At 32.0% G+C, this 14612-nt stretch carries 9 protein-coding genes, 2 tRNA genes, 3 rRNA genes and 1 pseudogene; 12 read left to right on the forward strand and 3 right to left on the reverse strand.

The window, feature by feature from the left end; all coding sequences use genetic code 11:
- Positions 1 to 5: 5 nt before the first annotated feature.
- The 7 genes from ATH_RS02360 (at position 6) to ATH_RS02390 (ending at position 6505) form a co-directional block, all read left to right on the forward strand.
- Positions 6 to 428, forward strand: a complete 423-nt coding sequence (locus ATH_RS02360; protein ID WP_066183218.1) for a c-type cytochrome — start codon at positions 6 to 8, stop codon at positions 426 to 428.
- Between the two features lie 384 nt (positions 429 to 812).
- Positions 813 to 2330, forward strand: a 16S ribosomal RNA gene (locus tag ATH_RS02365).
- A 98-nt stretch (positions 2331 to 2428) separates the two neighbouring features.
- Positions 2429 to 2505: transfer RNA gene (locus ATH_RS02370), tRNA-Ile, on the forward strand.
- A gap of 14 nt (positions 2506 to 2519) precedes the next feature.
- Positions 2520 to 2595, forward strand: a tRNA-Ala gene (locus ATH_RS02375).
- Between the two features lie 270 nt (positions 2596 to 2865).
- Positions 2866 to 5779: ribosomal RNA gene (locus ATH_RS02380) — 23S ribosomal RNA — on the forward strand.
- Between the two features lie 146 nt (positions 5780 to 5925).
- Positions 5926 to 6042, forward strand: a 5S ribosomal RNA gene (gene rrf, locus ATH_RS02385).
- Together the 16S, 23S and 5S rRNA genes with 2 tRNA genes alongside form the textbook arrangement of a ribosomal RNA operon.
- 217 nt (positions 6043 to 6259) lie before the next feature.
- Positions 6260 to 6505 carry a ComEA family DNA-binding protein gene (locus ATH_RS02390; RefSeq protein ID WP_130234640.1) on the forward strand — a complete coding sequence of 82 codons (246 nt, stop codon included), beginning with the start codon at positions 6260 to 6262 and terminating at the stop codon, positions 6503 to 6505.
- 30 nt (positions 6506 to 6535) lie between these two features.
- On the opposite strand, the gene ATH_RS02395 is transcribed toward ATH_RS02390, so the two are convergent.
- Both ATH_RS02395 and ATH_RS02400 read right to left on the reverse strand, forming a co-directional pair.
- A complete protein-coding gene (locus ATH_RS02395) occupies positions 6536 to 7048 on the reverse strand; it encodes a peptidylprolyl isomerase (RefSeq protein ID WP_066184978.1) in 513 nt (170 codons plus the stop codon).
- Positions 7049 to 7060: 12 nt separating this feature from the next.
- Positions 7061 to 8926 (reverse strand): peptidoglycan D,D-transpeptidase FtsI family protein, encoded by a 1866-nt coding sequence (locus ATH_RS02400; RefSeq protein ID WP_083196687.1) that lies wholly within the window; start codon positions 8924 to 8926, stop codon positions 7061 to 7063.
- Positions 8927 to 8954: 28 nt separating this feature from the next.
- Between ATH_RS02400 and ATH_RS02405 the strand changes: the two genes are divergently transcribed.
- Together ATH_RS02405 and ATH_RS02410 are read left to right on the forward strand one after the other, a co-directional pair.
- Complete coding sequence (locus ATH_RS02405) at positions 8955 to 10196, forward strand: FtsW/RodA/SpoVE family cell cycle protein (protein ID WP_083190988.1); 1242 nt, start codon at positions 8955 to 8957, stop codon at positions 10194 to 10196.
- Entirely contained in the window at positions 10193 to 11218 is a 1026-nt protein-coding gene (locus ATH_RS02410) for a UDP-N-acetylglucosamine--N-acetylmuramyl-(pentapeptide) pyrophosphoryl-undecaprenol N-acetylglucosamine transferase (protein ID WP_066390656.1), read from the forward strand. Before ATH_RS02405 ends, ATH_RS02410 begins: the two co-directional genes overlap by 4 nt.
- 88 nt (positions 11219 to 11306) lie before the next feature.
- Here the strand turns inward: ATH_RS02410 and ATH_RS02415 are convergent, their stop codons facing one another.
- Positions 11307 to 11768, reverse strand: coding sequence for a helix-turn-helix domain-containing protein (locus tag ATH_RS02415; RefSeq protein WP_066390654.1), 462 nt, complete (start codon positions 11766 to 11768; stop codon positions 11307 to 11309).
- Positions 11769 to 12023: 255 nt separating this feature from the next.
- Between ATH_RS02415 and ATH_RS02420 the strand changes: the two genes are divergently transcribed.
- The 3 genes and pseudogenes from ATH_RS02420 (at position 12024) to ATH_RS09845 (ending at position 14403) form a co-directional block, all read left to right on the forward strand.
- Positions 12024 to 13127: a Wzz/FepE/Etk N-terminal domain-containing protein gene (locus ATH_RS02420; protein ID WP_066186666.1), complete on the forward strand. Its 1104-nt coding sequence runs from the start codon at positions 12024 to 12026 to the stop codon at positions 13125 to 13127.
- Positions 13128 to 13535: 408 nt separating this feature from the next.
- A pseudogene (locus ATH_RS02425) lies at positions 13536 to 14177 on the forward strand (FkbM family methyltransferase); the annotation flags it as partial.
- A gap of 73 nt (positions 14178 to 14250) precedes the next feature.
- A complete protein-coding gene (locus tag ATH_RS09845; RefSeq protein WP_165595962.1) occupies positions 14251 to 14403 on the forward strand; it encodes a hypothetical protein in 153 nt (50 codons plus the stop codon).
- Positions 14404 to 14612: the final 209 nt, after the last annotated feature.

The raw sequence follows: 14612 nt of genomic DNA on the forward strand, positions 1-14612 counted from the left end.
AATATATGAGAATTTTTTTATTAATAAGCCTAATAGTATTGTTTTCAGCTTGTTCAAGTGAAGATAAAAGTATAAAAAAAGAGAATATAAATTCTGATAATATAGAAGAGATTAAAAATGAAGATGTATTTAAAGATGCAATAGTTAATTCTGATATGATTGAAGATGAGTTTATGGAAAAAGAGATAGATGCAAAAAACTTATATAAAGCGTGTAGCTCTTGTCATGGAGAAAAAGGAGAGTTTTCTGCTCTTGGAGTATCAAAACCGATTATTGACTTTTCAAAAGAAGAATTGTTATTCTCATTTTATGGATATATAGATGGAAGTTATGGAGGAGCATTTAAAAATATAATGAAACCTCATTTAGAAACAAAAAGCAAAGAAGAGTTAGAAATTTTAGCAGATTATATTGTTGATTTAAAATAAATAAATAAAATTTACAAAAACCAATAGAGGAGAAGTCCTTATATTAAGGGCGATTAGAGGTGATTTTTATGTGTAGGGGGACGAATTTTCAAATTTAAGCTTCAATTAAGCGTTAAGCTCTTGACAAAGGAGAATTTTCCTATTATAATTCCCGTCCAATTTGACCAGAGCGGTTAAATAAGTTCTTTAAAATCTGATAGGTTTTTTTAGAGAGTAATCTTTATAAACCGAATATATAATTGTTAAAAAAATAAAAATTTGTACAAGTTAGTATTTATAGAGATATAAATATGATAGAAACTTGTCTATAAACTTTTGAGTGATAATTTTGTAATTAAGTAATTAAAAACAAAAAAGTCAGATTCAGACATCAATAAATAAAAATTTATGGAGAGTTTGATCCTGGCTCAGAGTGAACGCTGGCGGCGTGCTTAACACATGCAAGTCGAACGAGAACGGGCTATAGCTTGCTATAGTTGTCAGCTAAGTGGCGCACGGGTGAGTAATGTATAGGTAATATGCCTTTTACTAAGGGATAACAGTTGGAAACGACTGCTAATACCTTATATTCCTAATATGCAGAAGTATATTAGGGAAAGATTTATCGGTAAGAGATTGGCCTGTATTGTATCAGTTAGTTGGTGGGGTAATGGCCTACCAAGACTATGACGCATAACTGGTTTGAGAGGATGATCAGTCACACTGGAACTGAGACACGGTCCAGACTCCTACGGGAGGCAGCAGTGGGGAATATTGCACAATGGACGGAAGTCTGATGCAGCAACGCCGCGTGGAGGATGACACATTTCGGTGCGTAAACTCCTTTTATATAAGAAGATAATGACGGTATTATATGAATAAGCACCGGCTAACTCCGTGCCAGCAGCCGCGGTAATACGGGGGGTGCAAGCGTTACTCGGAATCACTGGGCGTAAAGAGCATGTAGGCGGATTGATAAGTTTGAAGTGAAATCCTATAGCTTAACTATAGAACTGCTTTGAAAACTGTTAATCTAGAATGTGGGAGAGGTAGATGGAATTTCTGGTGTAGGGGTAAAATCCGTAGAGATCAGAAGGAATACCGATTGCGAAGGCGATCTACTGGAACACTATTGACGCTGAGATGCGAAAGCGTGGGGAGCAAACAGGATTAGATACCCTGGTAGTCCACGCCCTAAACGATGTACACTAGTTGTTGTGAGACTTGATCTTGCAGTAATGCAGTTAACACATTAAGTGTACCGCCTGGGGAGTACGGTCGCAAGATTAAAACTCAAAGGAATAGACGGGGACCCGCACAAGCGGTGGAGCATGTGGTTTAATTCGACGATACGCGAAGAACCTTACCTGGACTTGACATAGTAAGAACTTTCAAGAGATTGATTGGTGTCTGCTTGCAGAAACTTATATACAGGTGCTGCACGGCTGTCGTCAGCTCGTGTCGTGAGATGTTGGGTTAAGTCCCGCAACGAGCGCAACCCTCGTGTTTAGTTGCTAACAGTTTGGCTGAGAACTCTAAACAGACTGCCTACGCAAGTAGGAGGAAGGTGAGGACGACGTCAAGTCATCATGGCCCTTACGTCCAGGGCTACACACGTGCTACAATGGGATATACAGTGAGCTGCGATACAGTGATGTGGAGCAAATCTTATAAAATATCTCCCAGTTCGGATTGTAGTCTGCAACTCGACTACATGAAGTTGGAATCGCTAGTAATCGTAGATCAGCTATGCTACGGTGAATACGTTCCCGGGTCTTGTACTCACCGCCCGTCACACCATGGGAGTCGAACTCATTCGAAGCGGGGATGCTAAAGTAGCTACCTTCCACAGTGGATTTGGCGACTGGGGTGAAGTCGTAACAAGGTAACCGTAGGAGAACCTGCGGTTGGATCACCTCCTTTCAAAGAAAAACTATTAATATTTGCTTATTAATAGATAAACAATTAACAATATATGTTCGGTTTATAAAGGTTATTTAGAGAAACACATGTAGGTGAAGGGGCCTATAGCTCAGCTGGCTAGAGCGCTCGACTGATAATCGTGAGGTCTCAGGTTCAAGTCCTGATAGGCCCACCATTAAATAATCTTTTGGGGAATTAGCTCAGCTGGGAGAGCGCCTGCTTTGCACGCAGGAGGTCAGCGGTTCGATCCCGCTATTCTCCACCATATATGTGAAAAAGAGATTAGATATAAGTTTTTAAGAGAGATTAAGAATTTATATCTGGTTTCATAACTAGAGTGATATTTAAAAATATAATGTTAAAGTCTTTAAAATTTTTTCGTAAATTTAAATAGAGATATTTGAGTTTAAAAATAAATTTCATATCAATAATGATATAACACAACTAGATTATTAGATGTATGTTTAATAAGATAGTAGCCAAAGAATATTATCAAATTATAAATATATATTAAGTATATATATTTATAGGCAAAAAATAAGCTATTAAGGGCTAATGGTGGATGCCTTGACTGTAAGAGGCGATGAAAGACGTATTAGGCTGCGATAAGCCTCGGGGAGCTGCCAAAGAGCTTTGATCCGGGGATTTCTGAATGGGGCAACCCAATATATAGAGATATATATTACCCTGCGGGGAGCGAACCTGGTGAAGTGAAACATCTCAGTAGCCAGAGGAAGAGAAATCAATTGAGATTCCCATAGTAGCGGCGAGCGAACTGGGATTAGGACAAACCCTATACTTGTATAGGGGGTTGTAGGACTATAATGTGTAATTAAAGAGAATAGAAGAATTAGTTGGAAAGCTAAAGCATAGAAGGTGATACTCCTGTAATTAAAATTCTCAATAATACTAATAGTATCCTGAGTAGGTCGGAACACGTGATATTTTGACTGAAGCTGGGGGGACCACCCTCCAATCCTAAATACTACTTACAGATCGATAGTGAACAAGTACCGTGAGGGAAAGGTGAAAAGTACTGCAGCGAGCAGAGTGAAATAGAACCTGAAACCATTAGCTTACAATCATTCAGAGCCCTATGATTTATCAGGGTGATGGACTGCCTTTTGCATAATGAGCCTGCGAGTTGTGGTGTCTGGCAAGGTTAAGCCGAGTGCGAAGCCGTAGCGAAAGCGAGTCTTAATAGGGCGACATAGTCAGATGCTGCAGACCCGAAACGAAGTGATCTATCCATGAGCAGGTTGAAGCTGGTGTAAGAGCCAGTGGAGGACCGAACCCGCTGACGTTGAAAAGTCTTGGGATGACTTGTGGATAGGGGTGAAAGGCCAATCAAACTTCGTGATAGCTGGTTCTCTCCGAAATATATTTAGGTATAGCCTTGTGTAGTAGCATATAGGGGTAGAGCACTGAATGGGCTAGGGCTGCTTACCGCGGTACCAAACCCTATCAAACTATGAATACTATATGTGTAATCACAGGAGTCAGGCGGTGGGTGATAAAATCCATTGTCGAGAGGGGAACAACCCAGACTAACAGCTAAGGTCCCTAAGTTACATCTAAGTGGAAAACGATGTGGAGTTACTGTGACAACCAGGAGGTTGGCTTAGAAGCAGCCATCCTTTAAAGAAAGCGTAACAGCTCACTGGTCTAGTGATTCTGCGCGGAAAATATAACGGGGCTAAGATGTACACCGAAGCTTTAGATTCAATTTTTAATTGAGTGGTAGGAGAGCGTTCTATTCAGCGTTGAAGGTATACCGGTAAGGAGTGCTGGAGCGGATAGAAGTGAGCATGCAGGCATGAGTAGCGATAATTAAGGTGAGAATCCTTAACGCCGAAAACCCAAGGTTTCCTACGCGATGCTCGTCATCGTAGGGTTAGTCGGGTCCTAAGTCGAGTCTGAAAAGAGTAGACGATGGCAAATTGGTTAATATTCCAATACCAACATATAAGCGCGATGTGGGGACGCATAGAGTTAATCGAGCACACTGATGGAATAGTGGGTCGAAGGAAGTAGGTTGTTAAGTAGGAAAATCCGCTTAACATTAGACCGAGATCTTACAGGCTCTTGACACTCTTCGGAGGAGATGGAGAATCGATGATACTGTCGTGCCAAGAAAAGCCACTAAGTATATTATATGTTGCCCGTACCGTAAACCGACACAGGTGGGTGGGATGAGTATTCTAAGGCGCGTGGAAGAACCCTCTTTAAGGAACTCTGCAAAATAGCACCGTATCTTCGGTATAAGGTGTGCCTACTATGGTATAGAAACTTGCTTTCGAAAGCCAAAGAGGTTGCAACAAAGAGTCCCTCCCGACTGTTTACCAAAAACACAGCACTTTGCTAACACGTAAGTGGATGTATAAGGTGTGACGCCTGCCCGGTGCTCGAAGGTTAATTGATGATGTCAGCGTAAGCGAAGCATTTGATCGAAGCCCGAGTAAACGGCGGCCGTAACTATAACGGTCCTAAGGTAGCGAAATTCCTTGTCAGTTAAATACTGACCTGCATGAATGGCGTAACGAGATGGGAGCTGTCTCAAAGAGGGATCCAGTGAAATTGTAGTGGAGGTGAAAATTCCTCCTACCCGCGGAAAGACGGAAAGACCCCGTGCACCTTTACTACAGCTTGACACTGTAGCTTGGATATTCATGTGCAGGATAGGTGGGAGGCTATGATGACTAGACGCAAGTAGAGTCGGAGCCATCCTTGAGATACCACCCTTGAATATTCGAGTTACTAACTGCGATGAGTTATCCTCATTCAGGACAATGTCTGGTGGGTAGTTTGACTGGGGCGGTCGCCTCCTAAATAGTAACGGAGGCTTACAAAGGTTAGTTCAAAGCGGATGGAAATCGCTTGTTGAGTATAATGGCATAAACTAGCTTGACTGTGAGACCTACAAGTCGAACAGAGACGAAAGTCGGTCATAGTGATCCGGTGGTTCTGTGTGGAAGGGCCATCGCTCAAAGGATAAAAGGTACGCCGGGGATAACAGGCTGATCTCCCCCAAGAGCTCACATCGACGGGGAGGTTTGGCACCTCGATGTCGGCTCATCGCATCCTGGGGCTGTAGTCGGTCCCAAGGGTATGGCTGTTCGCCATTTAAAGCGGTACGCGAGCTGGGTTCAGAACGTCGTGAGACAGTTCGGTCCCTATCTTCCGTGGGCGTAGGAAAGTTGAAGAGATTTGTCCCTAGTACGAGAGGACCGGGATGAACCAACCACTGGTGTACCAATTGTTCTGCCAAGAGCATCGTTGGGTAGCCACGTTGGGATGTGATAAGAGCTGAAAGCATCTAAGCTCGAAGCCAACTCTAAGATGAACTTTCCCTGAAGTTCCCAGCAAGACTAGCTGGTTGATAGGCTGGATGTGTAATGGGTGTAAGCCCTTTAGCTGACCAGTACTAATAGAACGTTTGGCTTTTTTTATGAATTCTTTGGTTTTACTATCTTATTAAGTGTATACTTAGTAGTTTGTTTTAGACAATATTATATGAAGAAGACTTTAGCATTAGATTTAACTCAATCTGATTTGAGTATTAAGAGTTTGATATAAGCTTTTACTACTCAAATTTGTTGGTGGTTAAAGAGAAGTGGAAATACCCAGACCCCATTCCGAACCTGGTAGTCAAGCACTTCATCGCCGATAATACTGCAGGGTCCCCCTGTGGAAACGTAGGTCACTGCCAACTCTTGAGTATTTATTTTATATTTTACAAAAGCTTAGCTTTCTTTATATGTCTTTTTATAAAGCAAGCTAAGCTTTTTTTATACCCATACCCCAACAACTTCCCCTAATCTCTTAATAATTAAAAAATTAAGATTTGTAGTAAATCATAATAAATATTAAATCTATTATTTAACGATTATTTATGTTATAATTTTTTACATTCATACAAAGGAGAAATTATGAGAAAAATTGTTGTACTTATTATGTTGTTTGGTGCTTTGTTTTTAGGAGCTATTGATCTACAAACTGCTTCTAAATCAGAACTAATGTCTATTAAAGGTATTGGTGATAAAAAAGCTGATTCTATTATTGAATATAGAAAATCTAATACTATCTCTAAACCTGATGATCTTAGAAATATTAAAGGCTTCGGTGACTCTATTATTAACAATATTAAAAATTATACAGAAAATAATAATAATTAGAATAAGAAAGAGATTATCTCTTTCTTAAAGTTATAAATTTTCTAAAATCTCCACAGAAATTATTTTGTCACCTTGATTTATTGAATCTAGTGTTTGAAAACTTTTTGTATCATCTTTAGTGATTTCACCAAAAACTGTATGATTTCTATCTAAATGAGGGCAAGGAACAAAACATATAAAAAATTGGCTTCCACCTGTATCTCTACCTGCATGTGCCATTGAAAGGCTTCCTTTATTATGAATTTGTTTTTCTGCATTAACTTCACAAGCTATTGACCAATCAGGACCACCTGTACCAGTTCCATTTGGGCAACCACCTTGAGCCATAAAACCTGGAATTACTCTATGAAAATTTAAACCATTATAAAAACCATCATTTACTAAGCTTACGAAATTTGAAACTGTATTTGGAGTTTCTTGATTAAATAAATTTAAGATTATTTCACCTTTAGAAGTTGTAAATTTTGCGTAGTTGAATTTTGAAAGTTCTTCTTTTGTAAAATTATATTCTTTTAATTCTTGCCCATATCTATTTTTGCTCATATCAATCCTTTGTTATTTTTGTGAAATTATATCTTTTTTAGGTGTTAAGTAGTTTAATTTGACTAAATTTAAAACAGCTTCTTTAAAGATTGGCACAGCAGTTCTTGCAGCATAGTAGCTTGAAGTATTAACTTGAGGTTTAATAACAGTTACGCCAATAGTATATGAATTTCCTTTATGATCATTTGCAAAACCTATAAAAGAAGATATATATTCGTTTAAGTAACCAGAAGAACCACCAGCAATTTTACCTGTTCCAGTTTTTCCACCAACTTCAATTCCTTCAACTTTTGCACCTCTTCCTGTACCTTGTTCTACAGTTTTTATCAAAATATTTTTCATAAATAGTGCAGTATCTTTTGAAATTATTTGTATTTTATCATCATTCTCAAATGGATTTAAATTTTTATTTCTATTTATAATTTTATTAACAATTTTTGGAGTTGTAATATATCCATCATTATTAAAAACTGTAAATGCTTTAATTAGTTGCATAAAAGTAGAAGTCATACCATGTCCATATGCAACAGTTGCTTTAAAAACATTATCAATATTTTCTTTTTCTCCAGCTTGAAATCTTCTTAATTCAGGAAGTTCTCCAGTTTTTTCAAAAGGTAAATCAATGCCAGTTTTTTTTGTAAATCCAAAATTTATCATTCCATTATAAAAGTCTATTGCAGGAATCTTTTGTGCAATTTGCAAAGTTGCAATATTAGAAGAATAGATTATTGTATCTTCAAGTGAAATAGTATCAAAATTTTTTAGTGAGTCACTAATTGTATATCTTCCAATACGATATTTTCCTTTTTTATTTTCAATATTAGAAGTTGGAAAAATATCATCTTTTTTTACTCTATTTTTATCAATAGCCAATGAAATAGATATAGGTTTTATAACAGAACCTGGTTCAAATTGATATTCAATAGCGTTTACATTTAAATAATTAATTTCATCTTGTTTTATATTATCAGGATCAAATCTATTTGAAGAAGCCAAAGTTATTACTTTTCCTGATTTATTTTCAACTATTGCAAGAAGTATCTCTTCACTTTTTGTTCTTTCTTTATGTTTATCTAAACTTGCTTCATTGTTTTTTTGTAATTTTAATGGAATATTTAGCTGTAAACTGTCACCATCAATTGCTCTTATTGTTTTTGAATCCTTATCAAAATATAAATAACCAGAAACATCTCTAAAACCTTCTAATATACCGTTCTTCATATTACTCAAAGTAGAATCATAAAATCTTTCTAAACCTTTTACACCAAATACTTTAGTTCTTCCATCTTCTCCTTCAGATTTTTTTAAATATCCTAAAATTGGACTTAAGGAATCATCATAAAGAAAATCTCTTTTTTCTCCACTTTCAATAATATCAAGTCTAATAAGATTTGAACTATCATTTTTTAAAGGAATGAATACTTTTAATGAATTTAATTTAATATCAAGTTCTTTTAAGTTTTTTGCAGTTTTAGAATCTATATTGTAAGATAAAACTAAGCTAGATTTTTTATTTTTTGTAGATTCAATTTTTTCTCTTATCTCTTTGTAGTCTAAACCACTATAAATAGAAAAAAGGCTAACAAAAAGGTCTAATTTTTCGAAATCAAGATATCTAGTATCAATTATCGCTTTATAAAGTTTTTTACTTGTAACAAGATTAAATCCATCTTGACTAATAATATTTCCTCTAACAGCTAATTCGCTTCTACTAGATTCAATCTTTGGAGTTTTTCTATAATTATTCATAGTTGAATAAGTAGAAAAGCTAACAACTAATATAAAAAATATAATAGCCAATATAAGAAAACTGAATTTTCTTGATCTACTTTTTTGTTCATCTAATTTATTATCTATTGAGTCGTTATTTGAAGTCATTTTTATCCATAATATTATATAATAGAGTATGAATTTTATCCAAAATTATATTAAAAGCCCAATTTACAAATTATTTGATAATAAAGAATTAAGCGAAGCTGATCATATTTTATTTATATTAGTTAGTTTACTTATTACTATTGGTGTAATATTTTCATATTCTTTATCTGTTTATACAGTTGAAATTTTCTCTTATAATCAGTTTCATTTTATATTAAGACAAGGACTTGTAGCATTTTTATCAATAAGTATAATATGGATATTTACAAAACTTAATCCATATTATGTAATAAGTAAAGTTGGAATGAGCCTTTTTGCTATTGGATTTTTATTGATGTTTATAATGCCATTTTTACCATCTTCATTTGTAACTGCATCAGGTGGAGCAAATAGATGGATAAGACTTCCTGGTTTTTCTTTATCTCCTGTTGAATTTTTCAAAGTAGGATTTGTATATTTTTTATCTTGGTCATTTTATAGAAAAATAATACATAGACCAAAAGTAAATCTATTTGGTGAATTTAAAATGTTATTTCCATATTTTGGGGTATTTGTATTAGTTGTAATATTTGTAGCTTTTTTCCAAAAAGATTTAGGACAAGTTTTTTTATTGGCAGTTGTAATGATAGTTTTAACAGTATTTGCGAATAGAACAATTAAAATATTATTAACTTTGTGTGCTTTATGTATATTTGGGCTTATTGCTTTAATAATTGTTGCTCCTCATAGGATAAATAGATTTCACTCTTGGTGGTCAATGTCACAAGATACTTTTTTGGCTTTTCTTCCATCAGATTGGCAAAAGATATTTAGAGTAGAAAATCTTCCTGAACCATATCAAGTTTCTCAATCTTTAAATGCAATTCACAATGGTGGTTTTTTTGGTAAAGGAGTTGGGTTTGGAGAGATAAAAATGGGATTTTTATCAGAAGTTCATACAGATTTTGTCTTAGCTGGAATAACTGAAGAGATTGGTTGGATTGGTTTTATCTTTATTATAATACTTTTTTTCTCAATTATTTGGAGAATTTTTAAAATAGCAAAACTTGTTGAAAATAAGATTTTTTATCTATTTTGTACAAGTATTGCTTTAATGATAATATTATCATTTTTTATAAACTCTTTTGGAATTTCAGGTTTAATACCAATTAAAGGAATGGCAGTTCCAATGGTTTCTTATGGTGGTTCATCTTTACTTGCAAATGCTTTTGCAATAGGAATGGTACTTTGTATTAGTAGAACAGTAAAAAGTGAAAAAGGAGTTTCTTGAAAAAAGTTGTAGCAATAACGGGTGGTGGAACAGGTGGACATCTAAAAATAGCAGATGTTTTTATAGATGAATTTATAAAAAGAGGTTTTGAAGTAGTTTATATTGGTTCAACTTCTGGACAAGATAAATCTTGGTTTGAAAATGATAGTAGGATAAAAGAGAGCATTTTTTTAGAAACAAGTGGAGTTGTAAATAAAAGTGGATTAAATAAAGTAAAGTCTTTGTTTAATATGTTTAAAAAATCTCTTTTTTCTTTAAAATTTTTATATAAATATAATATAAATATTGTTGTGAGTGTTGGTGGATTTTCTGCTGCTCCTGCATCTTTTGCTGCTATTTTGAAAAGAGATTGTAAGTTTTTTATTCATGAACAAAACTCTGTTATTGGGACTTTAAATAAAAAAACAATGAAATTTGCAAGTGCTTTTTATTCATCTTTTCATGATAATTCACCAATAAAAGATTACCCAGTAAAAAATGAGTTTTTTGAAAAGTCAAGGATAAGAAAAGAGATTAAAACTATTGCTTTTTTTGGTGGTTCGCAGGGTGCAAGTATTATAAATAAGTTTGCAATAGAACTTGCACCTAAATTAGATGAATTAGGAATTAAAATAATTCATCAAACAGGAAAAAATGATTTTGAACGAATACAAAAAGAGTATAAGAAATTAAATATAGAAGTTGATGTTTTTGATTTTACAAAAGATATAGTAAAAAAAATGAATGAAGCTGATTTTTGTGTAAGCAGGGCTGGAGCTTCAACCCTTTTTGAACTTTGTGCAAATAATCTTCCAGCATTTTTTATACCATTTAAACTTGCTGCAAAAAATCATCAGTATTTTAATGCAAAATCAATTTTAGATAAAGAATTATGTTTTTTGCAAACGGAAGATGAATTAAATAAAGATGATTTTTTTGAAATTTTAAAAAATATAAACCTAGAAAAAATGAGTCTAGGTTTAAAAAATAGTATAAAAGCTAATGCTATTGAGAAAATTGTTGATGATATTTTGAAATATTAGAATTTACCTAGTTGGTGGTAAAATATTAGCCCTATACTGGTAAATATTTGCTATTTTCTAGTTCATTTATTAGTTCGCAAGAATATATTTATTTCGTAAACTTCAAAGTCAAATCTTTGTAGTTTTTTAAAGTATTTTCTAAGTTTTCCAAAAAAATATCTGGAGCATATACCAACAAATCATTTATAGTATGGAATCTATCTTTTGCAATATTGATTTTTTGATTTTGTTCTGGACATATTTTTGATTTTAACAACTCTTTTTCTTCATTTGAAATATCTTTTAATATATGTTTTAAAACTATTTTTCTAGCACGACTACTATCATCAAATAAAAATTGCTCAGGTATCTCTAAAACTTCTGCTATGTAAGGGATTAGTTCTATTCTAATACTTACTCTTCCATTTAAATAAGCATAAATTGATTTTTCAGATGGAATTTCTAAAGTATTATTTAATTTTGGTTCTAAATTTCTTAGTTTTAGAGCAAATTCTTTTTTTGATAGATTTTTCTCTTTTAATAATAAATTTATTCTTTCGTGCATTTCCATTTTTTACCTTTTGAGAAGAATATTAACAGTCAATTTTCTATCAAAACAAGAAAATTCCATAAATAATGGATAATAAAGCAAGAAAATTATAATATTTCAAGAATTTAAACAATAAATTATAAATTTATTCTAATTTTTAAAGAAAATAGGGGAAATTATATGCACAAAAAACAAAAACTTTATTTTTATGCTTCGGTTGTAACATTTACAATTTTTGCATCAGCTTTATATATTTTAATTATGGTGGCAAAATAGATGCAAGAGAATAGATATATACAAGAAGATGAGATAGATTTAAGAGAGTTATTTAAAATTATTTGGGACAAAAAAAATTTTATAATTTTATTTACTTTGGTAGTTACAATTCTAGCTGGAATTTATGCTTACAGCAAAACTCCAATTTATGAAGCAAAATCTATAGTTAGAATAGGTTATATAGGAGAACAAATTGTTGAACCTAGTAATATTATTGAACAAAAATTAAAAATTATTTTTAATGTTGATAACCCACAAGATAGTGAAGAAGCAATAGTTACTAAAATTGCTGTAGTAAAAAATGTTCAAAATTTTATTGAAATTTCAACCGAATCATTTTCAAATGAACAAGCTATTAATAAAAATAAAGAAGTTATTGAATTTCTTCAAAAAGAATATAAACATAAAATTGATGAATTTATATTAAAAACAAATATTAATATAAAAAATATCGAAGACAAAATAAAATATGCTTTAGATGTAGAAAAAATTGATCTTCAAAAAAATATAAATAAAATTAAAGAGCAAAAATTAGTAAGAGTTGAAAAAGAGATAGATTTATTAAAAAATGTCGAGCTTAAAGCAATTAATAAAAAATTAGAATTCAATCAGCAAAAATTAAAAGAGTATCAGAATGATGCCAATAGAATATCAAAACAAATATCAAACGATAATACGCAAAATATGCTTATGTCTATACAGTTATTAAATACACAAAATCTAATATTGAATATTCAAAATACAATTGAGAATTTGATAAAAGAAAGAGAAAATTTAACAAATTTAAAATTGAAAGATTTAGAGAAAAATAAAGAAAATATATTAAATGATGAAATAAAAAATGCTGAAATAGAATTAAATATAAATTTTGAAAAAAAACTAGAAGATTTAAATAATAGTTTAGTTTTAGAAAAATTGAAACTTACAAATGATAGAGTGAAAAATAGTAATATTATTGGAGAGATAATCACAAACGATTTTCCAGTAAAACCTAAGAAAAAACTAATAGTTGCAGTTGCTTTTGTAACAGGATTTATTATTTCAATATTTTTGGTGTTTTTATTTAATTTTATTAAACAATATAGAAATGAAGCAACTTATTAAATGTTAGTTTATTAATATTTATTATAAAAACCTAAGTTATCGTAACAATGGTTTTATAATAAATAAATTTTTTAAAACAACAAAAGTATCAAAACTCCAAAAACAATTCTATAAATACTAAAAGCTACAGAGAAAATTATAATTAGCAGTATAAACAAAAATATTAGTTCAGAGTTTAAGACCATTTTAGAATATTTTGATAAATTAACTACCGAACAATTTATAAATAAATTAAATTTTAGTGAAAAAATTGTAGTTGTAGATGTTGGAGCAAATCCTATATCAGTACCTCCATATAATATCTTAAATAAAATGGGATTATGTAAAATTGTAGGATTTGAGCCACAGCCACAAGCATATGAAAATTAAAAAGATAGAAACCCCGAAAAAGAGGTATATTTCCCATATGCTATTGGAAAAACAGGTACAACAAATTTAAACATTTACAAGGAGAGTGATTTTACATCAACTTATAAAATTGATGAAAATACTATTAAATTTATAAATAATCCAAGATGGTATGATGGAACTAGATTAACAGAAACTATCTCTATGGAATGTTTAGCCTTAGATAGAATACCTAATTTACCAAAATTCGATTTATTAAAAATTGATATACAATGTGGAGAATTGAATGTTTTTAAAAATGTAAAACAAGTATTAAAACCAGCTATTTGTGTAATACCAGAAGTTGGATTTTTTCCTCTTTATGAGAATGCACCAGACTTTGCAGATGTACATAATGAGCTTATTAATCAAGGATTTTTATTTCATAAGTTTATGTTTCAAAAACAAGTACATTTACACGGTTCTTTATCTAGTAATAGAAAAATAAATGGTATTAAAAATCAACTAATAGATGGCGATGCAGTTTATATAAGAGATCCAAGAAAATTAACTCAATATGATACAGATATGCTAAAGAAATTTTTACTTCTTGCTCACTTTGTGTTTGATAGTAAAGATTTAGCTATTTTGATATTAGATGAATTGGTTAAAAGAGATGTTGTTTCAAATGGAATTTTAAAGGGATATTTGGATTTGGTTTGAAAAGTTATAAGTGATATCATTCAATTATAATTTAGATAAAATAATTATATCTTAATGAAAGGAGGTAAAAATAATGGCATTATCAGATAGTCAAAAGAAAATGTACTTGGATAAAATTACTCAAGCACGAAAAAAGATAATTGATATCCAAACAAGAGCACAAAGAGAAATTGCTAATGAAGAGAAGAAAATTATTGAAGCAGAAAAAGTGTTAAGTAGAGGATAATTATTTAAAATAAAGTTTTTGTCAAAGATTAATTAACTTTGGCAAAAACAAATATCTTAAAATAAATAAAATTTTGGTGTGGGTGAGAAGAATTGAACTTCTCTGTGTGTCGTTACTGGAAAAAATTAGCAAGATTTATACTATCGAAGTAGTTATTCAACGTGGATTGGAAACCATTCCCCCACACAACACACCCCATTGAAACTCTA

The sequence above is a fragment of the Aliarcobacter thereius LMG 24486 genome (assembly GCF_004214815.1).
Taxonomy (GTDB): domain Bacteria; phylum Campylobacterota; class Campylobacteria; order Campylobacterales; family Arcobacteraceae; genus Aliarcobacter; species Aliarcobacter thereius.